Source organism: Bacillus sp. LJBV19 (assembly GCF_017797845.1).
In the GTDB taxonomy this organism is placed as follows: Bacteria; Bacillota; Bacilli; order Bacillales; family Bacillaceae; genus Bacillus; species Bacillus velezensis.
Genome location: NZ_CP072563.1, coordinates 3619699 through 3646137 on the forward strand (window position 1 = coordinate 3619699; position 26439 = coordinate 3646137).

26 protein-coding genes and 1 pseudogene are annotated in these 26439 nt (G+C 47.3%); 9 read left to right on the forward strand and 18 right to left on the reverse strand.

Translation table 11 applies throughout. From position 1 onward, the window contains the following. Positions 1-12: 12 nt before the first annotated feature. Positions 13-1314 carry an HD domain-containing protein gene (locus J6600_RS17695; RefSeq protein ID WP_003151035.1) on the reverse strand — a complete coding sequence of 434 codons (1302 nt, stop codon included), beginning with the start codon at positions 1312-1314 and terminating at the stop codon, positions 13-15. 160 nt (positions 1315-1474) lie between these two features. Then, the gene (locus J6600_RS17700) at positions 1475-1699 is read right to left on the reverse strand and encodes a YuzB family protein (protein ID WP_003151034.1); all 225 of its coding nucleotides are present in this window, start codon (positions 1697-1699) and stop codon (positions 1475-1477) included. A gap of 202 nt (positions 1700-1901) precedes the next feature. Between J6600_RS17700 and J6600_RS17705 the strand changes: the two genes are divergently transcribed. The 5 genes and pseudogenes from J6600_RS17705 (at position 1902) to J6600_RS17725 (ending at position 5774) form a co-directional block, all read left to right on the forward strand. Then, positions 1902-2675, forward strand: coding sequence for an RsfA family transcriptional regulator (locus J6600_RS17705; RefSeq protein ID WP_012118695.1), 774 nt, complete (start codon positions 1902-1904; stop codon positions 2673-2675). 260 nt (positions 2676-2935) lie between these two features. Further along, a complete protein-coding gene (locus tag J6600_RS17710) occupies positions 2936-3250 on the forward strand; it encodes a PadR family transcriptional regulator (RefSeq protein WP_026092292.1) in 315 nt (104 codons plus the stop codon). Further along, positions 3251-3805 (forward strand): HAAS signaling domain-containing protein, encoded by a 555-nt coding sequence (locus J6600_RS17715; RefSeq protein WP_022553942.1) that lies wholly within the window; start codon positions 3251-3253, stop codon positions 3803-3805. Between the two features lie 97 nt (positions 3806-3902). Continuing rightward, positions 3903-4823: an ATP-binding cassette domain-containing protein gene (locus J6600_RS17720; RefSeq protein WP_017418700.1), complete on the forward strand. Its 921-nt coding sequence runs from the start codon at positions 3903-3905 to the stop codon at positions 4821-4823. After that, positions 4820-5774 (forward strand): annotated as a pseudogene (locus tag J6600_RS17725) (ABC transporter permease subunit). The gene J6600_RS17720 and the pseudogene J6600_RS17725 overlap by 4 nt, the downstream one beginning before the upstream one ends. Here J6600_RS17725 and J6600_RS17730 read toward each other — a convergent pair. The 6 genes from J6600_RS17730 to J6600_RS17755 form a co-directional block, all read right to left on the reverse strand. Continuing rightward, entirely contained in the window at positions 5764-6600 is an 837-nt protein-coding gene (locus J6600_RS17730) for a hypothetical protein (RefSeq protein ID WP_209387693.1), read from the reverse strand. The pseudogene J6600_RS17725 and the gene J6600_RS17730 sit on opposite strands and share 11 nt — an antisense overlap. After that, a complete protein-coding gene (locus J6600_RS17735) occupies positions 6591-7388 on the reverse strand; it encodes a hypothetical protein (RefSeq protein WP_209387694.1) in 798 nt (265 codons plus the stop codon). Before J6600_RS17735 ends, J6600_RS17730 begins: the two co-directional genes overlap by 10 nt. After that, on the reverse strand, positions 7357-8280 hold the full coding sequence (locus J6600_RS17740; protein ID WP_209387695.1) for a DUF6895 family protein: 924 nt from the start codon (positions 8278-8280) through the stop codon (positions 7357-7359). Before J6600_RS17740 ends, J6600_RS17735 begins: the two co-directional genes overlap by 32 nt. 48 nt (positions 8281-8328) lie before the next feature. Next, complete coding sequence (locus J6600_RS17745; RefSeq protein WP_003151018.1) at positions 8329-8508, reverse strand: hypothetical protein; 180 nt, start codon at positions 8506-8508, stop codon at positions 8329-8331. Positions 8509-8664: 156 nt separating this feature from the next. After that, the gene (lipL, locus tag J6600_RS17750) at positions 8665-9528 is read right to left on the reverse strand and encodes an octanoyl-[GcvH]:protein N-octanoyltransferase (RefSeq protein WP_209387696.1); all 864 of its coding nucleotides are present in this window, start codon (positions 9526-9528) and stop codon (positions 8665-8667) included. Positions 9529-9574: 46 nt separating this feature from the next. Further along, complete coding sequence (locus tag J6600_RS17755) at positions 9575-10474, reverse strand: cysJI operon transcriptional regulator CysL (RefSeq protein ID WP_209387697.1); 900 nt, start codon at positions 10472-10474, stop codon at positions 9575-9577. Between the two features lie 115 nt (positions 10475-10589). Here J6600_RS17755 and J6600_RS17760 point away from each other — a divergent pair, with 115 nt between their 5' ends. Next, positions 10590-11567 carry a YeiH family protein gene (locus J6600_RS17760; protein ID WP_050569561.1) on the forward strand — a complete coding sequence of 326 codons (978 nt, stop codon included), beginning with the start codon at positions 10590-10592 and terminating at the stop codon, positions 11565-11567. A 36-nt stretch (positions 11568-11603) separates the two neighbouring features. On the opposite strand, the gene pta is transcribed toward J6600_RS17760, so the two are convergent. Continuing rightward, the gene (gene pta, locus J6600_RS17765; protein WP_003151012.1) at positions 11604-12575 is read right to left on the reverse strand and encodes a phosphate acetyltransferase; all 972 of its coding nucleotides are present in this window, start codon (positions 12573-12575) and stop codon (positions 11604-11606) included. A gap of 256 nt (positions 12576-12831) precedes the next feature. Here pta and hemQ point away from each other — a divergent pair, with 256 nt between their 5' ends. Then, entirely contained in the window at positions 12832-13596 is a 765-nt protein-coding gene (hemQ, locus tag J6600_RS17770; RefSeq protein WP_003151011.1) for a hydrogen peroxide-dependent heme synthase, read from the forward strand. Positions 13597-13715: 119 nt separating this feature from the next. Further along, positions 13716-14495: an NADPH-dependent reductase BacG gene (gene bacG / locus J6600_RS17775; RefSeq protein WP_209387698.1), complete on the forward strand. Its 780-nt coding sequence runs from the start codon at positions 13716-13718 to the stop codon at positions 14493-14495. Between the two features lie 16 nt (positions 14496-14511). Here bacG and J6600_RS17780 read toward each other — a convergent pair whose 3' ends face one another. The 7 genes from J6600_RS17780 to J6600_RS17810 all read right to left on the reverse strand — a co-directional run bounded on the left by J6600_RS17780 (position 14512) and on the right by J6600_RS17810 (position 21810). Then, positions 14512-15711, reverse strand: a complete 1200-nt coding sequence (locus J6600_RS17780) for a transaminase BacF (protein WP_209387699.1) — start codon at positions 15709-15711, stop codon at positions 14512-14514. Positions 15712-15723: 12 nt separating this feature from the next. Further along, entirely contained in the window at positions 15724-16905 is a 1182-nt protein-coding gene (locus tag J6600_RS17785; RefSeq protein WP_007407671.1) for a bacilysin exporter BacE, read from the reverse strand. Beyond that, positions 16902-18320, reverse strand: a complete 1419-nt coding sequence (gene bacD, locus J6600_RS17790) for an alanine--anticapsin ligase (RefSeq protein ID WP_061860976.1) — start codon at positions 18318-18320, stop codon at positions 16902-16904. Before bacD ends, J6600_RS17785 begins: the two co-directional genes overlap by 4 nt. 17 nt (positions 18321-18337) lie before the next feature. Next, a complete protein-coding gene (gene bacC, locus J6600_RS17795) occupies positions 18338-19099 on the reverse strand; it encodes a dihydroanticapsin 7-dehydrogenase (protein ID WP_014419150.1) in 762 nt (253 codons plus the stop codon). After that, positions 19096-19806, reverse strand: coding sequence for a 3-((4R)-4-hydroxycyclohexa-1,5-dien-1-yl)-2-oxopropanoate isomerase (gene bacB / locus J6600_RS17800; protein ID WP_003151000.1), 711 nt, complete (start codon positions 19804-19806; stop codon positions 19096-19098). The genes bacC and bacB overlap by 4 nt, the downstream gene beginning before the upstream one ends. Further along, positions 19796-20410, reverse strand: coding sequence for a bacilysin biosynthesis protein BacA (locus tag J6600_RS17805; protein WP_017418682.1), 615 nt, complete (start codon positions 20408-20410; stop codon positions 19796-19798). The genes bacB and J6600_RS17805 overlap by 11 nt, the downstream gene beginning before the upstream one ends. 161 nt (positions 20411-20571) lie before the next feature. Next, a complete protein-coding gene (locus J6600_RS17810; RefSeq protein ID WP_110124410.1) occupies positions 20572-21810 on the reverse strand; it encodes an MFS transporter in 1239 nt (412 codons plus the stop codon). A 222-nt stretch (positions 21811-22032) separates the two neighbouring features. Here J6600_RS17810 and J6600_RS17815 point away from each other — a divergent pair, with 222 nt between their 5' ends. Further along, positions 22033-23235, forward strand: coding sequence for a multidrug effflux MFS transporter (locus J6600_RS17815; protein ID WP_209387700.1), 1203 nt, complete (start codon positions 22033-22035; stop codon positions 23233-23235). A 32-nt stretch (positions 23236-23267) separates the two neighbouring features. On the opposite strand, the gene J6600_RS17820 is transcribed toward J6600_RS17815, so the two are convergent. Both J6600_RS17820 and J6600_RS17825 read right to left on the reverse strand, forming a co-directional pair. Continuing rightward, positions 23268-24686 carry an amino acid permease gene (locus J6600_RS17820; protein WP_012118711.1) on the reverse strand — a complete coding sequence of 473 codons (1419 nt, stop codon included), beginning with the start codon at positions 24684-24686 and terminating at the stop codon, positions 23268-23270. A gap of 24 nt (positions 24687-24710) precedes the next feature. Beyond that, on the reverse strand, positions 24711-26393 hold the full coding sequence (locus J6600_RS17825) for a M20 family metallopeptidase (RefSeq protein ID WP_209387701.1): 1683 nt from the start codon (positions 26391-26393) through the stop codon (positions 24711-24713). Between the last annotated feature and the right edge of the window lie 46 nt (positions 26394-26439).

Consider the following 26439-nt stretch of genomic DNA (forward strand, 5'->3'; position numbering starts at 1 on the left):
ACCAAAATCCTTCTATGTCAGTCCCAGCAGCTGCCGGATTTTTAATTTTGCTTCAGGGTTTTCTGAATCGTCGCAAATGAGGTCCATCGGATAGTAGAGCTTATGGTCCGTCCGGCGTTTGCCCGAAATGGATTCGACAATGGCGGACTGCCTGGACAGCTCTTTGATCTGGCCGTTCTGCGTTAACAAGTGAATCGGCAGACGCTCCTCCTCTTCACCCGGCCGGTAAAAATCATACGGCAGATCCGATGAAGAATCGACCACTAAATAATAATTGGGATCAATTCCCGCCTCTTTAAACAGAGCGGTCAGTTCAAAATAAGCCGACATTTCCTCATTGGGGTTAAATTCGGCATATTGAAACAGCTGGCGGTTAATGAAGCGGCGGCACAAGTCGGACAGAATCGGGTCCTCTTCTTCCTCCCAAGCCTGGAAATAATATAAAATGATGGCTTCATCAAGCTTCAGATAATCCGCAAGCGTCAGCTTCCCTTCAAAAATGGAATAAAAATGAACGGGAGCATGCGTGAATATATACCCTTCTTCATGGAGCTGCTTCGCACGGTGGAGAATTTTCGTCAAAATGACTTCAGCGCTTCTCGTCACTGGATGAAAATACACCTGCCAGTACATTTGATAGCGGCTCATAATATAGTCTTCGACGGCGTGCATGCCGCTTTGCTTAATGACGATCTGGTCCTCTCGCGGACGCATCACCCTTAAAATCCGTTCCATATCAAAATGTCCGTAGCTGACGCCCGTATAGTATGCGTCCCGCTGAAGGTAATCCATCCTGTCGGCGTCAATCTGGCTCGAAATCAGGCTGACCACCTGCTTGTTTTTGTATGTTTTGGCAATGACTTCGGCAACATCCTGCGGAAATCCCGGTCCCGCCTTTCTGAGAACCTGATTCACCTCGGTGTCGCCGAGAATGATTTCCCTCGTATAGTCTTCATGATCCAGATGAAAAACCTTTTCAAAGGAATGCGAAAACGGCCCATGTCCCAAATCGTGCAAAAGCGCGGCGCTGAGACAGAGTTCGCGTTCATTGTCATCCCATTCAGGACGCCCTTTAAAAACATCATCAACCATTCGTCTGACAATCTCATAGACGCCGAGAGAATGGTTAAAACGGCTGTGTTCCGCGCCGTGAAACGTCAAATACGTCGTACCGAGCTGTTTGATCCGGCGCAGCCGCTGAAATTCACGGGTGCCGATCAAATCCCAGATCAGCTTGTCCCGCACATGAACATAGCGGTGAACGGGATCTTTAAACACTTTTTCTTCTGATAATTTTCCGTTTGGATACGCCATCGTCATTCCCTCTTTTTTTTAGCCGTGATTCTATTATATCGGCTCTGTAATTTGAAAACATCCTTGAATTTGTCCGGCGTTTTGTTCCAGTTTTCCGTCATTGATTTTTTGAAGCAAAAAAGCCTGACCCATCGGGCGAGGCTGTCGTAAAAATACACATTTACTTTTTGATCTTCTTTTTCACTTTCTCAATCAGCTCGTCCTCAGTCGGCGCCGACAGCGGGCGGTTGTTTACGAAAGCAAACGATTTTTTGCGTCCGGGCCCGCAATATGACTGACATCCGACCTCCACTTTTGCATCCGGGTCAGCTTCTTTCAAACGCGGCAGCAAAGTCTTAATATTGGTGGCCTGGCAATCATCACACACTCGGAATTCATTAGCCATGATGTACGCTTCCCTTCATTCAATGTTCCTCTATGTTAAATCTTAATTTTAAAAACGAAAAAAATCACATCACATCTCATTGTACAAGGATTCATCTTATCCTGCAAGGCTCTGCGTATCTCTCATTCTTTCAGCCAATTTGTATAAATATTTTCCAATCTGGACATTCTAATACCATCAAAGATATTGGGGGTTGAGAACATTGACAAAACAAAGACAGGACGCCTGGTCGGAGGAAAACGACCTGCTGCTTGCGGAAACCGTGCTCCGTCACGTTCGGGAAGGAAGCACGCAGCTGAACGCCTTTGAAGAGGTAGGCGATAAATTAAACAGAACGTCGGCAGCGTGCGGATTCAGGTGGAATGCCGTCGTCCGCCATCAATATGAAAAAGCGCTTCAGCTTGCCAAAAAACAGCGGAAACAGCGGATGCGCGCGCTCGGAAACGGCCAGCCGGCCAAGAAGAAACTATTATACCAGCCGCCTGCACCGGATGCGGACATCATGCAGGAAACCGCAGCCGAAGAGACGGTTCAAACGGAAGCGCCAAAAGAGGACCGGCAAGCCGTCATGTCCGGCGAACATATGCCTTATGTCGATGAAAGCTTCAAGGAAGAGTTAGCTAGTTTATCACATTTGCTGGCGCCTCAGCAGCCGAGCCAAAAGGCGGAGCTCACAATGGCAGACGTCATTCAATTTCTGCAGAGCTATGAAGGCAGCGGAAAGCAAACTTCCGCCCTGCAAATGGAAAATGACCGTTTAAAACGGGAAAACCAAGAACTTCAGTCTAAAACCGAGCAGCTGGAAGCGGCCGTCGAAAAGCTTGAAAAAGATCAAAAAACCATTCAGGAAGACTACGAAACCTTGGTGAAAATTATGAACAGAGCCAGAAAACTAGTTTTATTTGAAGACGACGAACATGCCTCTCCGTCCTTTAAAATGGACCGGAACGGCAATTTAGAAAAAATGGCCGAATAACGAAAAAACCCCTTTCCTTGTCATGGAAAAAGGGGTTTTTGCCATTTGTCAATGACGCGAATCCTGATCTATATTAATGTAAACATTGTTCAGGAGGCCTTCTTCCCGCAAGGGCTGCGCATCTCGGTCCCCGCCCGCACATAAGCATAAAGATTCAATTCCTCATCCCAAATGGTTCTTGGGAATTATTGATCGATTAGCTACTGTGCAATACACTGTATAGAGAATACAATTATTAGATATGATGGGAATGATAGTAAATGAGTAGCCAATTACGAAAAGGAGCGTTGGAACTTTGTGTGTTGTCCCTGCTTCTTTATGAAGATTTATATGGTTATGAATTAATCAAGATCATAAGTGAAACGTTCCCTGTATCGGAGGGCACCATCTACCCCATATTACGAAGACTCACAAAAAATAACTGCCTAAAAACGTATACAGCAGCTTCCGATCAAGGCCCATCACGCAAATATTACAAAGTAACAGAAGAAGGCGCCTTTTATCATCAAACATTAAAATCGGAATGGCTTGACCTGTCCGAAAAAGTGAACAGCATCATTAAGGAGGGAAAATGAATGTGTAAAGACCAATATTTAAAACATCTCCGGCGGGAAATAAAAGATCTGCCGGAATTTGAGCAAAAAGAGATACTCGCCGATATCGGCGAAATATTCCAAATGGGCGGCGCTGAAGGAAAAAGCGATGAACAAATCGCCGGCAATTTAGGAAACCCCAAAACACTTGCGCGCGCCTTAAAAGCGGATATTTTCATCAGTGATGCCGAGGAGCAGAAAACATGGCGCTCCTTTTTCAAAGCATTCGGCCTGATGCTGGGTATGGGCATGTTCAACTTCATGTTTATGCTGACACCGTTTCTTTTTGCCTCTGTTGCGGTGTTAAGTTTGATGGCGATCGGCCTGATGCTGATGACCGGATCATTCTTTCTCCTTGTAAAAGTGCCGATTGTAACAGCCATTTTTAACGGATGTATGGTTCTTGGAGCGGGTATGGCGGTGTTTATGGCCGGATTTGATCTTTCGAAACTGATATTCCGCATCTTTTTGCGCTATTTCAAATGGAATGTCAGCGTTGTAAGGAGGGAAACCATTGAATCGAAAAATGTGGTATAGCATTGCTCTCATTTTAATCGCTGCCGGCCTGATCGGAAGCATGTTCTTCGGTTTTGACGGCTTTTACCCTAAATCATAAGGAAGGTGTGCAAATATCATGACTGAACCAGCCCTGATATTAAAAGATGTCTCTAAAACAATCAATCATACCCCTATTGTACAGTCAATTTCTTTCGATGTAAGAAAAGGCGAGATATTCGGCCTTTTAGGGCCGAACGGCTCAGGAAAAACCACTATTTTCAGAATGATCGTACAGCTTATTAAAAAAACAGAAGGAGCCATTTCATTCAGAGGCAGACCGGACAGCGACTTTGAATATTTTATGAGACATATCGGGGTTATCATTGAAGGCCCGGATATGTATCCGAATATGACCGCTTTGCAAAACCTGAAATATTTCACCAGACTGCGGAGCACTTCGCTGAAAACGGATGACCTTATGAATACCCTTGCAAAAGTCGGACTAGATCAGGCTGCCCGCAAAAAAGTGAAACATTTCTCATTAGGCATGAAACAGCGCTTGGGGCTCGCTTATTCTCTTCTTCACAATCCCGGGTTATTAATTCTGGATGAACCGATGAACGGCCTCGATCCTAAAGGTATGAAAGAATTGCGCACCATTCTTTCTGATTTAGCGAAGCAAGGGGTTTCTATTTTATTATCAAGCCATTTATTGTCGGAAATGGAAGAGATTTGCGATAGGGTTGCCTACATTAAAAAGGGACGGATTTTAGGAATTGAAGACATGAAGAACAGACATAATCTTGGTCAGAAAAAGCTGTTTACCGTCACGGTCGATCATCCGGCAAGGGCGAAAGAAATATTAGAGCGGGAAGGTATTCTTCAAGTACAGCAAAAAGACAGCCGCGTCATTGAATTGGAAGCGGAAGAAGATACCATCCCGTATGTCATTAAATCTTTGGCAGAGAAAGAGATTCTGATTTCCCGCGTTTCTGCAAGAACTTTGTCATTGGAAGAGAAATACATGATGATTACAGATCAGGAGGACGCGGTATGAGCATATTTCATCTGGCGCAGAACGAATTCATAAAAATAACCCGAAAAAAAGGCACACTTTTATCTCTTTTTTTCCTGTTTCTCATCGTTTTGCTGGCCGGCCTTATTATGAATCATGAGTTAGATGCTTCCTCGGATAACAATTGGAAAGAACGGCTTCTCGCCGAAAAAAAAACAGGAAGAAATTGATAAACCGGCTGAAACGACAGGCGTTTATTATTCTGCTGATGTTAAGAATAAAGACTATTATTTGGAGCATAACATCAACCCTTATGAATGGAACGGCTGGAGGTTTTTCGGCACGGTTACTTCAAACGGGCTTGAGATTTTCGTAAGCTTAACCGCGATTTTAACCGTCAGCGGGGTTGTTTCTAAAGAGTTTGCCCTTGGGACGATTAAGTTTATCGCTACAAGCCCGAACCGAAGATGGCGGATTTTAACATCGAAATTTCTGGCCTCCCTTCTGTTTACCGGTATGATTTACTTATTTTACTGTGTGAGCTGTTTGCTGATCGGCGGCGTGTTATTCGGTTTTTCCAATGCTTCATATCCGCTCGTCTATACTCATTTAAATGACAGTCTGTATACCATCAGTTCAATCAAAGCATCCGGAATCATTCTGCTTTTGCGTTTCATATCAATTATAAGCATTGTCACCATTGCGTTCACTTTGTCAGTATTGTGCAAAAGCCAGGCGCTCTCCCTTTGCTTATCGATCTTACTGCTGTTTGCCGGCAGTATATTGGGCGGAACTGATTTGCTTGCCCAATTTACGTGGTATAAATTTACGCTCTTTCCGCATTTAAATCTCGTTGCTTATGTAAATAAAAGCGCGGGTGATGCGATTTCAACGTTAAACATCCCCTACTCCATGACGGTTATAGCGATCTACTTTCTTATTTGTTTATTCATTTCTTTTTCCGTCTTTCAAAAGAGAGACATTACAGCATAGACAGAGAGGCGGCGGCATAATGAGCGGACGGCAGGAAATACTGCCGGTCCAGCAATTTGCCGCTGACCGCCCCTTGGTCCATCGCTAATGGATTCAAATAACCGAAGCACCCGCTGCTTCGCTGCTGAAAGCGTAGAAATTCCCGCCCTTCCCGTATAAAAAGCGCCTCATCGAATCGGAGAAATTTCATAATGGCTGTGTATTTTGCAACGGCGTCAATGTGATACTTTCTGCACTCGGCTAACATTAAACCTGAAAAAGCAAAGTCTGATGTTTTGTACCATTCCGTGAGAAAAGGCTGCAATTCTTTCATTTGCAAATAAGTGACGGCATAAAGGGCATCCGCCTGTTCTTCCTGGATGCCGCCCGGTGCCATGAGCAAATCGGCCTCACGTTTCATCCCGGTTTCTAAGAACACGATCAGTTCTTCCGAAGTCACCGCCCCAAAATAAGCCCCTAACACCATGAGGATCATAGAGGAAGGCTCTGATTTCAGTTCCTCTTGTAAACCGCGGACCATTTGTTCAAGTCCGTTATGAAAAAAGATGCTTTTTGCGGCATCCATCCTGCGGTATATATGATACGCATACGCGAACAGGACCGGATGGCATTCGTGCGTTTTTTCTCCAAAATAACGGTCTAAGAATAGAATGACTTCTTCTGTATCCTTTCTTTTTTCAAAGTGATGACATGCCGCTAAACCGCAAAACAGGTGCATGAGATCATCTGCTTCCATTTCTTCCGGCTTCAGCTGAATGTTCTTCCAAAAACCCAGCAGCCATTCTTCTGTTTTTTTTATATTAAAATGTTCCTTGACTATCTGCATGTTCCACACTCCAGATTCAGAATCTCAATCGCCGGCAGAAGAGCCGGAGCACAATGAATGGATGGATTCTCGTTATTTATATGATGAAGAGCCGCTTGACAGCCATAAAAAAATGGATCGATACACGATTGGATAAATAACATATTGCACAGCTGTTTCATTTTTCTGCTGCCGAGACAAAACACAAGCCATTTTTGAATGGACGCCTTCAAGCCGGGATGAAGCAGATGCTCTCCCTGATCTAAATGAAGAAGACAGTACTCGACAAACTCCAGCTCGTTTTCAGCTGTTCTTTTCCATGCGTCATGGAGCAAAGGCTGAAACATCGAATTCTTGTAAAAGCGCACTTTTTCATGGTCAGTTGACATTCCCAGCTCGTTCAGCAAACCGGCGAATTCGGCGTATTTAAAATAAGGCCATTCTTTTTTTATAAGATAGCCGTTTTGCAATCCGTGACGTATGACTTGATCATCCGAATCCATTCCCTGCTTCTTTTTATAAGCTTTTGCCGTTAAATAGATATGAATCAACTCATTGACAATGGCCGTGTTACAGTGAAACAGATCTTCCCAGCATGACTTATCAACGAAAGCGGAGGCAATCCTTTCAGTATGTTCTTTTACAGCGGAAGAATGGCTCGTCTTCCTGTAGTACTTGCAGAAGCCGGCAAACAGCTGAATGCTCTTTTGATCCGGAAGCGATTGTTCAGCAAAAGATAATAAAAATTGATCTGTCTCTTCAGCTAATCTATTCAAGTTAATCGTTCCTTTCTGCTCTAAGACAGGCATGCGCGGCACCCGCGGCGACAAGTGTTGTATGATAGCAATGTTTGAACATATCTTCTCTTCGCTGTTCACCTTTCAAACCGGGTTTATGTTGATAGGTGATGCTCGGGACATTCCCCTCTTTCATTCGGCCCTGATAGATTTTATTCCAGGCTGCTTCATAGAGCGGTTTATGGTTGTCCTTATCCATGTCGATATGTAAAAAAGAGCTGCACATCAATAATTCACTAGTAATATCTAAATTCTCAAGACAGATATAGATCCCGAGAAATTTCAGGACCTTTTCTTTTAAGGACGGCAGATGATACTCTTTATCCGTAAGCGAAGAACATCCCATGTCTGTTATATAAAAAATCGTATGAGTGATGCTGTACGCATCATGATCCGTCATATATGTATTTGGGATATCCTGACCAGCTGCTGTGTAGTGATATAAGTCAGAAAAATCCGTTATTTCCGAGGTTACGCCTGCTCTTTGCAGACTGTACTTCAGATCCATTTTCCGAAAGGGAATTTTAGCAAGGCTGCGATCAAAACGCGCTGCCGTGAATTTTTCCAGCTCCCATATCACCGAAGCCCGTGACGGATGATCAGTCAAGGTAAGAAATTCACCCGCAATAGCCAATCCGGCGAGACCGTCCGGATCAAAATGAATAAATTCTTCAAGCTGATCATTACGGAGCCTTTCTGTAATAAACTCCGTTAAAACAGCAACTTCCTTATCATCTGCCTGATTTCTGATCAGGTAATTGGTAAGAAAAATGAGTTCTATAAATGTTTTAAGGCGCCACCTGAAATCATTCGCTACTTTATGATTCATATCAAAGTAATGGATATTTTTAACAATCCATGACAGTGCTCCCCGCTTAATTTCTCTTATATACTCTTGTGTCACACTCTCACCGCCTCGTCTCAGATGTGTAGGCTCCAAACAGTGATTATCCTACTTTTGAGCGGCTAAATCAGAGAAATTCAAATTCGGATTTTGATTGTCTTCTTGGCTCGGCACTACAAGCACCCAGCCGCTCCAAGCGAAAGAATTGCCTGATTGTTCCGCATCTCCGGCTAACAAATGTGTCGGGATCGTGATTCTTTTTTCTTCTTTTATTTTTTTAAAGTTCATATCTCCATCTCCTTCAGTTTATAGAATTATTTGGAACCTACATAAATATATTAATCAAATAAGGTATATAATGTAAACTAGTTTTCATACAACACTTCTTTTTTCACTATAACTAAATAGTATATAATTACCAAAAAAAAACAAAAAAGCCCGGACTTAGTCCAAGCTTTCCTGCGTGCCGAACACCTTCTCATTCCGTTCCAGCATTCGGGTCAGATTTTTTTCAAATACCATTTCCTCTTCCGGCGATAATCCGGCTGCATACAGGCGTCCGCTGAGTTCCTTCAGTTCAGTCAAAAGCGTCAGCATTAAGTCTTGCACGGTAATGTCCGTTTGCAGCAATTCGCTTAATGAAGCCATCGTTTCGGGCCGGATGTCGGGGTACACGCCTTTTGTATCGTTGCTTTTGTCTTTTAAAGCGGCTTGATAGAAACGTCTGATCAGATCGGCGCGTTCGCTTCCGCTTTTATCGGCGCAGAGGTAAATCTGAACCGCGGTTCCGCCCCGCAGGCGCCTTTGTGAGATTCCCGCGAATTTTCGGCCGCCGATGCTGAGATCATAGCTGCCCGGACAGTACGATCCTTTAATTTCATATGCTTTAATTTCGGCATTATGCGGACGCAGCATCCGCCGCACCAGCTCTGTCATCGCCTCGTAGCCTCTGTCGATGTCGATGCCTTTTTTCTCATCTTCAAAGATAAGCGAGATATTCAATACGCCTTCGTCCAGTACGACGGCGAGGCCTCCGGAATTGCGGACAATGACACGGTAGCCTTCGTCCTCCAGCAATTTCACGCCGTCCTCTAAAAACGGCAGGCGCGTGTCCTGAATGCCGAGCACGATCGTCCGGTGGTGCACCCAGGAGCGTGCCGTCGCAGGCGATTCCCCTTTGCCTACGGAGGCGCACAGCGTATCATCCATTGCGAATGACTGCTTCGCATCAAAATAAGGGCCGAGGCTGGATTGGTCAATGATTCTCCAGCTCGGCTGCATCAGTAAATCAATCGGTTGCTTTCCCATCTATATTAAATCCCTTTCGTCATAGGCTTTCCATGCATTTATTATATCACTCCGCTTGAGATGATTGAAATTGGCTTTTCAAAAGTGCGATGAAGATTTCTTTGTTTTTTGTGTTCTCCATAATGGAAGATTGGATGATAGACAGCTTCCGTTTTAAGGAGAATCCTTTTATCTCAAGCACGGAAATGCTGCCGTGAAGCAGATCCTTTTGCAGCACGCTTTTTGACAGAACGGAAAGACCCATTCCGCTGATCACGGCTTCTTTGACGCCCTGGTTGCTGCTGATCGTCATCATGGATGTCGGCCGCAGTCCGTTTGATTGAAGGACGTGGTCTAAATATTCCCTCGTTCCCGAACCCTTCTCCCTCGTCACCCACGCTTGATTTTGCAATTCGGCAGCCGGGATGTTTTTTCTGCCGGCGAGCGGGTGTCCGTTCGGTGCGGCAATACACAATTCATCCTCCATAAACGGCTGAATGTCGAGCTCGTTTTTCCCCGTATGCCCTTCAATTAATCCGATATCGGCTTGAAGCATCCGAACCGCTTCGCTGACCTCCTCCGTGTTTCCGATCATGACGTCCAGGTTCAGCTCGGGATACTCGTCATGAAGCTTTGCGAGAAGCGGCGGCAGAATATATTCGCCGATGGTAAAGCTCGCGGCGATTTTGAGCTTCCCTTTGACATAATGATGATGGGCGTAAATTTCGGTTTTCGCCTGTTCGTACAAAAAGACCATCTGCTTGGCGCGCTGATAGAGGATGTCCCCCGTCGGCGTAGTCGTAAAGTGCTTCGGAGAGCGGTTCAGCAAGGCGGTTTGAAATTCTTTCTCCAGGTTTTTAATGTGAAGGCTGACGCTTGGCTGAGAAATCATCAGCTTCTGCGCCGCCTTTGTAAAGTTTTTTTCTTCCACGACGGCAATGAATGTTTTCAGTTCCCCATAATACAAAAAGCATCGCCCCTAATCATTATTTTTCCTAATCGTTTAGATCATATAAATATATTTTACTAATGATTAAGACCGCAGTAAAGTGGAGTTATCAAGATAATGGGAAGTGACTGAGATGAAGATGGTAAAAGGTGTTTCAGTTACCGCAGGAATTGCGTTTGCGGCTTTCTATGTCAGCCGCCTGCCGTTTTTGCATATGTTCGGAATGCTTGTCCTTGCAATGCTGATCGGCATGCTTTGGCGCGCCGTATTCGGACAGCGGGCGGCATTAGAGCCGGGGATCGCGTTCTCAAGCAAATACTTGCTGAAAGCAGGCATCATCCTGCTTGGTATGAGACTGAATCTGGCGGATATCTATCATGCGGGCTGGCACGTATTTGCAATTGCCGTCTGCTGTATGATGTTTGCGGGTGCAGTTGTATACGGACTGTCCCGGCTGTTCCGTATAGATCAGACACTCAGCACGCTGACAGCCTGCGGCACAGCGATCTGCGGAGCGGCTGCCATTGCCGCGATCGCGCCGCAGATCAGATCAAATGAAAATGCAGCCGCCATCAGCGCGGCCGCCGTTTCGTTATTAGGAACCGTTTTTACTGTTGTATATTCTCTTTCTTATCATGTATTGGGCTTTTCTCCTGCGGCTTACGGAGCCTTTTGCGGGGCAACGCTTCACGAGGTGGCGCATGCGGCGGCGGCCGGCAGCGCCGGAGGAAAAGCAGCCGTCGAGATGGCGGTGATCGTCAAACTGACCCGGGTCGCGCTGCTCGTCCCGGCCGCATTCATGCTCGGAATGCGGGCGCGCCGCAGCGGAAAGTCAAAGACGGCTTCTGCCGCTTCACTCCCCATCCCTTGGTTTATCTTCGGATTTCTCGGAATGAGCGCCATCCATACATCAGGCGTCATTTCAGCCGCGCATTCCGAATTTCTTGTTCAAGTGTCTTATGTTTTCATCGGCATGGCGATGGCGGGTCTCGGTTTGAAAGTCCATATATCGGCGTTTCGTCATAACGGCTGGCGGGCGCTCGCAGCAGGCTTGATTGGCTCTCTCTGTTTGTCCCTGTTCGGCTGGGCCGCAGTGACGTTTTTTCTATAAAAAATGCCGGCCCTCGTAAAGGCCGGCTTTTGCGGATTACAGCGCTTGAGCAGCCGTAATTAACGCAAGATTGTAGACGTCTTCCGCATTACATCCTCTGGAAAGATCGTTTACAGGCATATTCAATCCTTGCAGAATCGGTCCGACCGCTTCAAAGCCGCCTAAGCGCTGAGCGATTTTGTAGCCGATGTTTCCTGCTTCAAGGCTTGGGAATACAAATACATTCGCGTCTCCTTTAATGTCGGAGTCCGGCGCTTTTTTCTCCGCGACAGACGGCACAAATGCAGCGTCGAATTGGAATTCGCCGTCCAGCGTAAGCTCAGGCGCTTTTTCCTTCGCAATTTTCACGGCTTCAGCCACTTTGTCCGTCTCGTCTGATTTCGCCGATCCTTTTGTAGAGAAGCTGAGCATGGCAACGCGCGGGTCAATGTCAAACATTTGAGCCGTATTGGCGCTTTCAATGGCGATTTCGGCAAGGTCCTGGCTGTCAGGGGCAATGTTGATCGCGCAATCAGCGAATACATATTGCTCGTCACCGCGGGCCATGATGAAGACGCCTGATGTTTTTTTCACGCCTTCTTTTGTTTTAATGATTTGAAGTGCAGGGCGCACCGTATCGGCTGTAGAATGTGCAGCTCCGCTGACAAGTCCGTCTGCGAGACCTTTGTACACAAGCATCGTGCCGAAATAGTTTTCGTCCAGCAAAGCTTTGCGGGCCTGTTCTTCCGTCGCTTTGCCTTTGCGGCGTTCTACGAAAGCCTGAACGAGTTCTTCCATGCCTTCATATGTATGCGGGTCAAAAATGTCCACGCCGTCAAGCGTAAGGTTTAATTCTTTCGCTTTTGCTTGAATGTCTTCTTTATTGCCGACTACGATCGGCTTTAATACCTTGTTGCCCGCCAAGTTGTTGACCGCAACCAGGATACGTTCGTCCAACCCTTCAGGAAATACGATTTTCACATCTTTTCCTGCGACTTTTTCTTGTACTTTTGTAAATAAATCTGCCACGATATACCCTCCTCTATGTTGACAAAAAACGCTTACTTTTACAGCATACTCTTCTTCCAGCTAAATTCAAATAACCAACTTCCATTATAGCGCTTTCAAAAAGAAATCTTATTTTTCTAACTAATTTAATTGACCGTTTGTTCACGGCATAGTTTCTGACACAAGGCTTCGGATTATTCAAGGTTTCTCCACAGCCGAAACGGTTAAACTGTGATATAGTGAAGGCATCAATGAATAGATATAGGAGTGAAGATACATGAGTGAGCAGCAAAAAACGAACGAAGCCGCCCAAACGCTTGACGGCTGGTACGCGCTTCACGATTTCCGCACAATGGACTGGACGTCATGGAAGATGTTATCCAGCGATGAGCGCCTGTCGATTATTCACGAATTTACGGGACTGCTTGAAAAATGGGGCGTCGCCCAAAAAGAAGGCAAAGGCTCGCAAACCATCTACAGCATCGTCGGACAGAAAGCTGATTTTATGCTGATGATTCTTCGCCCGACAATGGAAGAGCTGAACGAAATCGAGCTTGAATTTAACAAATCAAAGCTTGCTGAATTTACAATCCCGGCTTATTCTTACGTGTCCGTGGTTGAGCTGAGCAACTACCTCGCAAGCGGAGAAGGCGATCCGTATGAAAACCCGCATGTCCGCGCCCGCCTGTATCCTGAGCTGCCTGAAGCGAAATACGTCTGCTTCTATCCGATGGATAAAAGAAGAAGCGGCAATGACAACTGGTACATGCTTTCTATGGATGAACGCAGAAATCTGATGAGAAGCCACGGCTTGATCGGACGGAGCTATGCCGGCAAAGTCAAACAGATTATCACGGGATCTGTCGGTTTTGACGATTACGAATGGGGCGTCACGCTCTTCAGCGATGATGTGCTTCAGTTCAAAAAACTTGTTTACGAAATGCGCTTTGATGAAGTCAGCGCGCGCTACGGCGAATTCGGTTCATTTTTTGTCGGAAACCGCTTGTCTCTCGACACGCTTCCGAAGTTTTTGCACGTGTAACACCCACCCGCCTGTCCGGCGGGTTTTTTCTTTGTCAGAATTTAAATAAAATTTGCTATTTTTATCATTTTTTTTTACGATGTAAAGGAGATTCCATTTTGGTAAAGGGGTGCAGACAGTTGTCAAAACGAACCGCATTTATTATGGGAGCCAGTCAGGGGATCGGCAAAGCGATCGCTCTGAAACTGGCGGACAATGGCTTTCATACCGTCATTAATTCACGAGTTCCCGAAAATATCGAATCGGTAAAAGAAGAGATCCTCGCCAAACATCCGGATGCGGGCGTCACCGTTCTGGCCGGGGATATGTCGGACCAGAAGACGAGAGCCGGCATTTTTGAAGAGATCAGATCACAATGCGGACGGCTTGATGTATTGATCAACAACATTCCGGGCGGCTCGCCGGATACCTTTGAAACCTGCGATATAGAGGATATGACAAATACCTTTACGAATAAAACAATCGCTTATATCGACTCTATGAAAACGGCCGCAGCAATCATGAAACAGCACGAATTCGGCAGAATCATTAATATCGTCGGAAACCTATGGAAAGAACCCGGCGCCAATATGTTTACCAACAGCATGATGAACGCCGCTTTAATTAATGCCAGCAAAAACATCGCCATTCAGCTTGCGCCTTTTCACATTACTGTCAACTGTCTGAATCCCGGATTTATCGCCACAGACCGTTATCACCAATTCGTGAAGAATGTCATGAAGAAAAACGGCATTTCTAAAGCGGAAGCGGAAGAACGGATTGCCTCAGGCGTCCCGATGAAGCGTGTCGGAACTGCGGAAGAAACCGCGGCGCTGGCTGCCTTTCTTGCCTCTGAAGAAGCCTCTTATATTACCGGGCAGCAAGTGTCAGCCGACGGCGGCAGCATGAAAAGCATATAATAAAAACATCCCGCTCTCAGCGGGATGTTTCTTGTAATGAAGGAAAGGACAAACCGAGCTTTTGAATCCGCAGCACGAATTCCCTCAAATCGCCCTGCTTGGCCACCATTGATATTCTGACATAACGCTTTCCGCCGCTTCCGAAAATCTCGCCGGGCGTCACGACAACATGGGCATGCTCCAGCAGATAGTCCGAAAACTGGTGTGAGGACTCGAATTCATTCGGAATTTCAGCCCAAACATAAAAAGTCCCTTTCGGTTTTTCAATGCTCCAGCCTAATTCCTTTTCACATAACGCCGTGAAAAAGTCAATCCGTTCTTTATATGTACGCTTCAGACGCTCCGTATGATCAGGACTTCCTGACAGCGCCGCCGCTGCCGCCTGCTGAAGACCGCCGAACATGCCGACGAAGACGTGATCCTGAAACTCATTGACCGCCTGAATGATTTTCTCATTCCCCACGGCAAATGCCATTCTCCAGCCTGCCATATTGAAGGTTTTCGAAAATGAATAAAGCTCCGCGCCGACCGTTTTCGCTTCTTTCGCCTGAAGAAAGCTGGCCGGGTTCTGATCAAATTCGAACGCGCCGTATGCAAAATCATGAATAAGGTGGATGTCATGTTTTTTTGCAAACGCAGCCGCTTTTTCATAAAACGCCTGATCCGCAGTTGCGCCCGTCGGGTTATTCGGGTAATTCAAAAACATCAGCTTGGCTTTTTTCAGGACGGCGGGATCAATCCGCTCAAAATCCGGCAGATAGCCGTTTTCCGGATGAAGCGGCATCTCATGCAGCTCCGCTCTGGCCATTGTAATGCCCGATAAATACTCAGGGTAGCCGGGGTTCGGGACTAAGGCGATATCGCCGGGGTTCAGCAGGCATTGCGTCAAAACGTACAAACCAGCTTTCCCTCCGCCGAACAGCGCGACTTCTGTCTCCGGATTGACCGATACCCCGTACTCTCTCTCATAAAATTCCGCGATGGCTTCTTTCAGAAACGGATAGCCTCTGAACGGGCCGTATCCGTGATACGAAGGATTCAGCGCAGCCTCCCGCAATGTTTCAACGATATGCGGCGGAGTGGGGAGATCGGGATTCCCCTGCCCGAGATTAATGATCTGGACTCCCGTTTTCTCCATCTCTTTTACCTTTTGAAAAACGAGCGAAAATTCCTGTTTCGGAAGTGTCTTGATGACGTCGGACGGTATGATTTCCATCTGAAAGGCTCCTTATAAATGAATTTGCTCTGATTCGTTATTCCGTTCTGAAAAGGATTTATTGACCAGTTTTGTATGCAGAAACAGCCCGCTGACCAAAAGGACGATAAACGCCATGATAACTGCCGCGTCTACAATGTTGATCAGCATGGAACCGACGGCGATGCACAATCCGATGGAGGCCTCCGCCACCGAAAAAATCCGGCCCTGAATCTGGTTCGCCGCGTTCTCCTGAACTTTGACCTTTGCCAGCACTTCACCGTATTCCATTGCGATAAAGAAAAGAATGGCAGCAATGACTGACACGGCGAAAATCGGGGTAAACAAAAACAGCGCAAGCGAGACGATCGATAACACTGTAAAATACATCAGCCCTTTATTGTTGTTAAAGCCCCATTTGCTGACAAGAGCGGCGCCGATAAAGCCGCCGAAGCCGATACAGAACGTCAGGATGAAATTGCCGATTTCCCCGTCGCCTAAAAAGCGGCTGACAATCGGGAAATAGCTGTAGACGACACCCCACAAAAGCGCCATCGTAATCATCGTGAACATGGCGTTTAACACAAAAGCATTTGTTTTGATTTCCTTCAGGCCTTCTTTAAACGACTGAAAAGCTTCTCTCACGTTTTCTGACTGAATCGGCACGTATTGAAGCTTAATGCGGCTGATGAAAAACGCGGAGACAAGATAGGTCACCCCGTTAAACGCGACGGCAAGCTCCACAGAACCGCCTAACAGAAAAAGTCCGCCGGCTGCAGCGCCGACAATAATCGAAATCGTCGTGGCTTTTGCAAACAAAGTGTTGATATTTTTAATATCCGCTTCTAAAGACGACATGACCGCGAGACGTGCCGGATTAAAAAACACGCCGCTTCCGTAAGAAACAAACAGCAGCGCCAGAAAAAGCAGCGGATATTCGCCTTTCGGGAGAAATGTCAGCCCCAAAAAGATGACACCTCTGATCACATCCGTCCACAGCATGATTTTCACCCTGTCGAGCCGGTCCACGAGCACGCCTAAAAACGGCTGAAACACCATCGGAATACTGCGGACCGCGATGACGCCGGACGTCACCCAGTAGTCATGATAGTATGTAGACAAAATGAGCAGGGCCGGGAGAACGCAATAGTCTCCCATAAACGAAAGCGCCTGCCCGAAAAGCAAATACTTAGAGTTCGGTTTCAGCTGTTTCATACCGGTAACGCATACTTTGCAGTCAGCTTCGCCTGCTGCTGAATTTGTTTGATTGATTCGGCCACGTCACCCGAATTGCTTCCTTTCAGCTCGAACGCCGCAATGCTGTTGAACGCTTCGAACAGCCGCAGATCCACGGACGTACCCGCCTCGGCCGCCGAGAAAGAAACGATTTCGGTGTCTCCCTTTAAGACGCCGTCGGGAATGTCAATGCTTTCAATGACGAAATCGACAGCCGTCTCAGGCAGCTGGCCGTTCTCTTTGAAATGCTGAGGATACAAGTGGCAGTCGGCGACATAGCATGGCTCCTGCTCCAATAATCCTTTCGGCAGATCGGCTTCTTTTCCGAAACAGAGAACATCCAATAACAGCTGCGCCATATCGACGCCGAAGACCTTTTTAATATTCGGAATCATGTTCCAGCCCGCAAATCGTGCCGCTGATTCAATCAGTCCGGCTTCCCGGTTTTTCATTAATTTAATCTCTGTATGTGTTGCGCAGTTTTCGAGGCCTAGTCCTTCATTCGCCTTTTTGGCTGCTTCGACGATTTTCCGCTTCGCGTCATCATCCAGGATGGACGGCGTAATATGCGATGTCTCCGTGAATCCGATTTGCGGTGTTTTATCATGAATCGCGACAGGGAAGTATTCCCCGTCGGCCATGATGCCTTCTATACTGATATAGTCGGAATAACCGCTTGTTTCGTACCAGTCGTCATACTCGCCCTGCAAAAATTCTTCCGCGATAAACGGCGCTTCAAACGTGACCGCTTTCGGTACGTTGATCGACTTCAGGTATTCATTGACTCTGTTAAATTCGGCTTCTGCCGTTTCCCTCTCTTTGATAAGCGTCACGCCGATGGAGCTCGCCAGATATGTAGGCTTCAGAATGAGCGGCGTTCCGATTTCCTGAAGCGCGGCGCGGAAATCTTCCAGCGTCGTCACCCGTTTGTTTTTGATGGATTTGACGCCGGCCCGGTTGAAGGCGGCTCTCATTTTGTTTTTATCTCTGGCATTTTCAGCGGCCTGTACGCCCGCTCCCCGCAGGCCGAGACGTTCACACGCTTTTGCCATCGGAGCGATAAACAGTTCATTGTTGGTCGTAATGGCGTCAACCGCGAACATGCCGGCCACCTTGACGATTTCTTCGACTACTTCTTCCTCAGGTTTGTCATGATCTTCATGAGCCCAGTAAATCGAATCGGGATGCTCAAAATCATCCAGACTCTTAAAATAGTCTTTATCTTTAATGACCGCGACCGAGTATTTTTCAATCAAAGCTGCATGAGAGGCTGTAATTGCAAAAGGCCTTGGAATAAAGCTGACCAGGTTATATTTTTCAGCAGCGCTTTTATAAAACATGTGCGGCGGGCAGCCTCCAAGATCAGCAATGACCAATACTGTTTTTCTCTCCATATGTAAACACTCCTTCTCTATTGTGCGGTGTATCCACCGTCTGCGGTGATCGCGCTTCCGGTCATATAGCTTGATAAATCCGACGCGAGAAACAGCATGACGTTCGCTATTTCTTCAGGCTTGCCGAGTCTCAGCAGCGGATTGACTTTCGCTTTTTCTTTTTTGATTTCTTCAAGCGTGCCTTCGTTGTTTTCAAGGAACGACTTTTCATTCAAAGGTGTGTCAATGATTCCCGGGCACACGCAATTGACGCGGATGTTGTGTTTGGCGTAATCGACGGCCATCGAACGCGTCAGCTGCAATACGCCGCCTTTAGAGGCGTTATATGCGGGAATGTCGGGCCATGCAACGACTCCTCCGACGGAGCACGTGTTAATGATATTGCCCTTGCCGCTTTTGAGCATATACTTGAGCGCGTGCTTGCTCATAAGAAACATGCCCGTCAGATTGACGTTGAGCACCTTGTTCCAATCGCTCAGCTCCATCTCATGAATCGGCGCGACAATTTCGATGCCGGCGTTATTGATTAACACATCCAATCCGCCGAACTTGTCTACCGCTGACCGGATGGCGTTTTGACATGCCGGTTCATCTGTAATATCCGTCTGCACAAAATGCAGCCTGTCATTGTTTTCTTTCCTGATCATCGCTTCTCCCTGCGCCTCATCAATATCCGCGACGACCACATTCGCCTGCTGATTCAGAAACGCCTGAACCGCGGCATAACCGATGCCTGATGCGCCCCCTGTGATGAGGACGGTTTTATCCGTCAGGTTCATGACTCTTTCGCCTCTAATTTTTTCGCTTTTGCTCTGTTATAGCGCGGAGGGAAAAAGATATTGACTGATTTTGAATCTTTTTCAAATCTGTTGATGGCGCCGTGATCTTCTCTCGGATCGCAGAAATAAGCTGTGCCGAATGTCATATCCACTTTGCAGCCTTCAATGGTCATATCATAGCCGCCGCCGATGCAGATGCCGATCTGTTCATTGCGGTGTTTATGAAACGGCATTTCTCCTCCATTGCCCGGAATGTTGGCAAGCATGATTTCCACCCAGTCTTCCACGAAGAACGTGACTTCCATCCCAGGCAATAAGTCTCTCGTTTTAAAAATATTCAAAAAATAGTCCTCGGGGCTTGTGTAGGTTTCACCGGCTTTCAGGCGTTTAATATCAATGGCGATCACTTCTTGATCCGTCTCATTTCTTGCGCCGTGAGGCACGTTAGGAGGCGCGATATAGGCTGATTCCAGCGCGGTCATCTTTCTTGTGACATCTCCGACAGTCATGGACAGCTCGCCGGAAACGACAAGGCCGATTTGGACTTCCTTATGCTGATGCGGTTCCACGTTTGTATGCGGCGGAACGTAAGAAAGCAGAACTTCCGTATCGCCTCTGACGGACGAATATTGTCTTACTCCGTTATCCCATTCTATTAATTTAGGCGTCGGGAAATAAAGTTCCTGCAAATCTTGTTCAGTTTTCATCATGAATCTCTCCTTTTCCGAATAATGACCAGCTCATGGGAATGCTTTTAAATGTTTTGACAAAGTGAAGGCCGTACTTTTGTCTGGCCAGCTCATTTGTCAGCGCGATGTCGGACAAACCGTCCTTCACTCTTTTCGCGGCTGCGCTCGTTGAGTTCACCAGATCAAACGTGACATCTTTACGGGTAAAATACTTAATCAAATTGATAGGAGACGGGTGGGATACGATGACAGCCTTATCAAGCATGTCATCCGTATATTCAAAACCGGGCCGGACAGCCAGGCCGTACATCGGGGTGTCGCACCTGAAAATTTGCAGAAGCTGCAGATCCGGTCTCATGTAGAAGTGCTTAATGCCGTCATACGCGTGAGGCACAATTGTGTATTCCAGCGGACTTTGAAGCGTTTTTTCAATGCACGATTCAAATGTATCATGCAGTGATAATTTACTGTTCACCCCTTGGAGAAGGGTAAAATTGGTGATGAAGTTTTTTGCTGCGTACTCACTGCTTGTCCCTTCAGGACCGAGCGTGTTGATCGTAATCAGTTTAGATATTGAATAAGCCTTGCTTTTTGTTTGAATGCTATTATCCAATATAATCATGAGCACCAACCAATCTGTTAAATTTTAAGTAAATATTATCCATAGACGTTCAAGCTGTCAATATTATTTGAAAATATTGATAATTATTCCTATATATTAAAAAACACCTTAAGATATAAGGTGTTAAAAATTAACATTTACAAAATTATAGAAACTTTATTTTACCGATACAATGATTGGTCGGCCTGATGCTCATATTTCCCATACCTTCTGTATGCGAAAACGCTGAGGACAAAACCGATGAGGGTGACGGCCGCACAGATAAATCCGACAGCTGCATATCCGTATTCGACATAGACCGGACCCATGACAGCAGAACCCAAGGTGACGGCCAAATTGGACGCCAGGCTGTAAAATGCCATGATTTTGCCCCGGCGGCTCTGTGAGCAATCACTTAAAATGGTGCTGAGCAAGGTCACCGTCAGGCTTTGCATCAATCCCCAGACGAATAACCCGATGACCAAAAACGGCATTGATGACGGCGCATAGGCGAGACAGGAAAGCCATATGCTGATCACGGCCAATGCCGCGATCAAAGAGCGCATTTTCCCCGCCTTATCTGCGATTTTTCCGGTGAACACGCTCATGGAAAAACCGATTCCGTACACCATGATCAGCAGCCCTGAAGCTGTATTTCCCCCCGGGAGCATGCGGTGAAGATAGGTGCCGAGAAAGGAATACATGCCGTAAAAACCGATCATGTTGCAAAAAGTGATCGTGAGGTATACAGGGACACGGGGCACCTTCAGCGCATCCCGGAAAGTGCCTGCCTGCCGTCCGTTTTCCTCTTCTGTTTTATCCCCATCCGCCGTACTGCGGCGCGCCTCAATGAAAATGAGCGAAGCAACGAGGACAGACATGAGGGCGAAAATCCAAAACGTCCACCTCCAATTCAAAACACCGCCGATAAAAGAGCCGATCGGAACGCCGAAAATCAAAGCGAGCGACCAGCTTGACACGATCAGACCCATCACCTTGCCGCGGTACGCATAAGGCACACGGTCGCCGACCACCGCATATGCTGTCGGCACAAACGCACCCGCCGCAAGCCCGGAAAGCGCCCTGCCCAGAAAGAAGAAAAAGAGATTGTGCGCCAGCGCGCAGATCACCGTGCCGGCCGTAAATATAAGCAGCCCCGCCATCAGGCTGAGCTCCCGGGAATATTTATCTCCCAGCGGAACGAGAAGCGGCGCGCCGATAAAAATCATCACTCCGTAAATACTGATGGAAAGCGCCAGCACACTGACATCCGAGCTGAAAGCCCGCGCTAAATCCGGAAGCAGCGGAGAAATCACCAGCTCTTCAGAACCCGCGGCAAATACGCCTAATGTCAAAGCAAGCGCGAGACAGATCGGAAATCGGCGTTTCGTTTCGATGTGATCGGTTTGTTTGCTGTTCATGCTCTTTGAACACCTCTTCCGTAAAACTTTTCTACCTTTTGTTGTTTTATAGTTTAGCATCCTTATGTTTCATTTTACATTTCACATGAAAACCAATTCTGATTTTTTATTTACATTCAGATTTTAAATAAAATATTTAGTTTATATTCAACAAATAATATAAAATACGCCGTCCGGTTATGCTATAGTGATAGAATCATTTGTTAAGGTGGGGGTCATGGAATGAATAACGCTGATTCAAAGGCCGCCCGCGCAGGCCTCGGCATGGTACTGATTCTCGGGACGCTCGCTTCATTCGGGCCGCTTTCGCTCGATATGTATCTGCCCGCTTTGCCTGAAGTGGCGGCCGATCTTCATACGACAGCGTCACTTGCGCAGCTGAGCCTGACGTTTTGTCTTTTGGGGCTGGCGGTCGGGCAGATCGTTGTCGGGCCGCTCAGTGATATGATCGGGCGCCGGAAACCGCTGATTCTGTCATTGCTGCTTTATACGCTGTCTTCTTTATTATGCGCCTTCAGCCCTTCTGTTTCGTTTTTAATTGTCATGAGGTTTATTCAAGGATTCACCGGGGCGGCCGGAATCGTCATCGCACGGGCTTCCGCACGCGATATGTATTCCGGAAAAGAATTGACGGCTTTTTTCTCATTACTGATGCTCGTCAATGGGGCGGCGCCGATTTTAGCGCCGATTACAGGGGGATTTATCCTTCAGTTCGCCGGCTGGAAAATCGTATTTATCGTGCTGGCAGTGATCGGCTGTATCATTTCTGCCGCCGTGCTTACGGCGTTGCCTGAATCACTCCCGCCGGAAAAGCGGACAAGCGGCGGACTCCGGGAGACGCTGATGACGTTTCGCGGCCTGCTTGGCGACCGGATGTTTATGGGATTTGCGCTCAGCCAGGCATTTGTGATGACCGGCATGTTCGCATACATTGCCGGGTCGCCGTTTGTACTGCAAAACATCTACGGCGTATCAGCGCAAATGTTCAGCCTGCTGTTCGCCGTAAACGGTGCGGGAATCATATGCGCCACCCAAATCACCGGACGGATGGCTAAAACACATGATGAACAGAAGCTGTTTGTCTCCGGGCTGTTGATCGCCGTCATCGGAAGCATCGCTTTGCTTTTATCACTTGCGTTTGGTTTAGGCCTGACGGCGGTCTGCATTTCTTTATTCATCATTGTTTCTTCTGTCGGGATCGTCACGACGACGGGATTTTCTTTGGCTATGCAGAAACAGGAGAAAGGCGCGGGAAGCGCTGCGGCTCTTCTCGGACTCCTGCCCTTTATCGGGGGTGCGGCTGCCGCTCCCCTTGTCGGTATTGCCGGAGAAGAAAATGCCTGGCCGATGGCCGTCAGCATTTTCGGTTTTGAGTTCTGTGCCGTTCTATCCTATGTGCTGTCGGCAAAACGGAAAACAAAGTAAAGCCCTCCGCTTAAAGCGGCGGGCTTTTTTTCTTATCCGGCAGCGCCTTTTTCCGAAGAAGCCGGCTCACGCTTCAGGCGTTTTTTGATACCGAAGTGATAATACGCGTAACAGATGATCATCAGCGGGACGCCGCAGTACAGACCGATACGCTGGTCGGGAATAAAGATGAGACTGATTAAGATAAGACCGTAAACCGAAAATCCGAGAATCGGCACGATCGGATAAAGAGGCGTTTTAAATGCCAGGTCTTTCAGATTTCCTCCTTCAGCGAGAAAGCGTCTCCGGAAAACGAATTGTGAAGCGCAGATTGACATCCACGCGACGACGGTAATCATACCGGAGATGGAAATGAGCCACACATACACCGTTTCAGCCGCGAATACACTTGTCAGCAGGGATAAACCGGAGATAGCGATGGTGATGGAAAGAGCTTTCAGAGGCACGCCTTTTTTCGTCAGTTTCGTTAAGGAAGCGGGGCCCATCTTAGTTTTTGACAGGGACCACATCATTCTGGACGAAGCATACAGTCCGGAATTCGCCACCGACAGCATGGCGGTCAGAATGACAAAGTTCATGATATCAGCCGCATAGGGAACGCCGATTTTATCCAGCACAGCCACAAACGGGCTTTCGATGACGCCTGCCGTTTGGTACGGCAAAATGGACACGAGAACAAACATCGCCAGCACGAAGAAAAACAGCGTCCGCCATATGACGTTTCGGATTGAGCGGGGAAGCGTCTTTTCCGGGTTTTCGCTTTCTCCCGAGGCGATTCCGACCAGCTCGGTGCCCTGGAATGAAAAATTCACCATGACAAGGGTAAACAGCACGGCTTGGGCACCGTTCGGGAAAAGCCCTTTGTCCGTCGTAAAGTTTGACAGATACGGAGCCGTCTGCCCGCCGTTAAAACCGACAAAGCCGAATACCGCAGCGCAGCCGAGAATAATAAACAATACAATGGCCATGACCTTAATGCTGGAAAACCAAAATTCCATTTCCGCAAAACTCCGCGCAGACAGCGCGTTAATGGAAAAAATGACGACGCCGAATACAAGGCACCACACCCAAATCGGAACGGCCGGAAACCACCGCTGCATTAAAATCCCCGCCGACGTCAGTTCAAGCCCCACTGTATTGGCCCAGCTGAATGCGTACATCCATCCGATCGTAAAACCCGTCGACGGCCCGAGAAACTTTGCGGCATACGCCTGAAATGATCCTGCGACCGGCATGGCGACCGCGAGCTCCCCCAAACAAAGCATCACCAGATACATTAAAAATCCGCCGATCACATAAGCCAATATCGCGCCGATCGGTCCCGCTTCACTGATCGTAAAACCGGAGCCCAGAAAAAGACCCGTCCCGATCACGCCGCCGAGGGCGATCATAAACAAATGCCGGCCCTTCATCGTGCGCTGCAATTCAGTTTGATTGGTATCTCCCTGCATATACATCCCCCTTATTCCGTTATGTCAGCCATTTGTGCGTATGTCTAATCGGTAGCTGTGCAAAAGGTGCATTGTCGTCTGCTGAATGAGTTCCGGCAGCACATGGAATGTGTACGGCTTATACACGCGTTCCGTCCATTTATGGCCGTCCTTTCCGTATACCCCTATATTGATCGACGGAATATTCAATTCCCTGATTTCTTTAAAAGGAATCATCCCGATGACATCCCAGCCTGGAAAATTATCGGTAAAGGCGGAGACCTCCGCGTCTGTTTCATGCAGCGATAAAAAGCTTCCGTCCGCTAAATAAGGGAAAAACTTTTTAAAGGCGAATGTTTCTCCCGTTGACGCCGCTGTTTTATCGACGGCTTCTTGAATGACATGCTGCAAAAGCCGGTCCCGTGTGCTTTCTTCCTTCAGATAATTGTGCGGAAGGTAAGGCGGCGCATAGAAAATAATGACTTTAGCTCCCTGCTCAGGATCGAGTTTTTGCAGTTCCTCGACGGCTTTAAAGCATCTCATCCGCAGTTCAAGATGTTCATATGTTTTAAATGCCTGCTCGATACACTGTGCAGGGTCTATCCCGCGGCTTCTCAGCCTTTTCAGATAATCTTCCAGACTGTACACTTGAACGTTCCATGACATCTCTTTTTTCGGCAGGCTCGTTCTCTCGCAGTATTCGTCATAATAATCAGATAATTTTTGTTCTGTCTCTTTGCAGGCTTCGGCAGCCGCGGCAGTCAGCTGATCCATGACTTCTTTGGCGGTTTTCTCGTAAATAAAATAATTAAAATAGACATAGCTGCTGACGGCGGTCTGCACGTTATACGCTTCCTTGTTGTCACGCTGGTAGAGGCAGGTCGGCGGAAGCACAAGCTCCCCTTCAATGTTTTCCGCCATATGAATGTTGTTGTGAATTCTTCTGGTGATTTCTGACGCGATCAAATTCGGGTCGATGCCGGACAGCGTATCACCGACATGCACCTCCCGCCCGTAAATCGCAAAGCAAGGCAAAAGCTTCCCTGCCGCGCCCGTGTAGATGTACCTTGTCGTGTCACCCTCATACAGCGGCGTGATGAAGTCGTTATTAATCGCTGCTAAATAACGAAGCTGCTTTTCTTGTTTCAGCCGTTTTAATTCAGAAATGCTGGTTAAAATGCCGGAATGCTGGCTTTCTTCATCCGGGTTTGCCATGAACAGAATATGGCCCGGCAGCTGATCGCGCCGCTCAGAAAAATGAAGCAGATTGGCGAGATGAACGGCAATACCGCTCTGCATATCAACCGAACCCCTTCCGAACATCCACTCGCCTGAGCGGGCGTCCCGCTGCACATCACGATCAAATTCATAGTTTGAGAAATACTCCGCGAGACGGTCGGAATCAAAAGCGATATCTTTTAAAGGGCCGAAATCCTCGATGCCGACCGTATCAAGATGAGCGTGATAAATGACCGTATTCAGGCTGTCGCCGTTTCCCTCAATAAATGCGAAAATATTTTTGCGGCCGTAAGGGTCCTCTGGAATCGCCTGCTCCCACACATGTGACGGGTTCTCCTGAAAGTAGGGAAAGCTCTTGATCATATCTTTGATATAGTCGGCTTTTTTTCCTTCTCCCAATGTGCCGTTGATGCTGTTTAACGCCACCAGTGATTTCGTAATGGCTTCTATTTTCTCCTCCGGAAGCATTTTGCTGAGCTGCTGATACATGTTCCATCCTCCTTACCCTCATATAGAGAAAATAGCGCGACTCTCT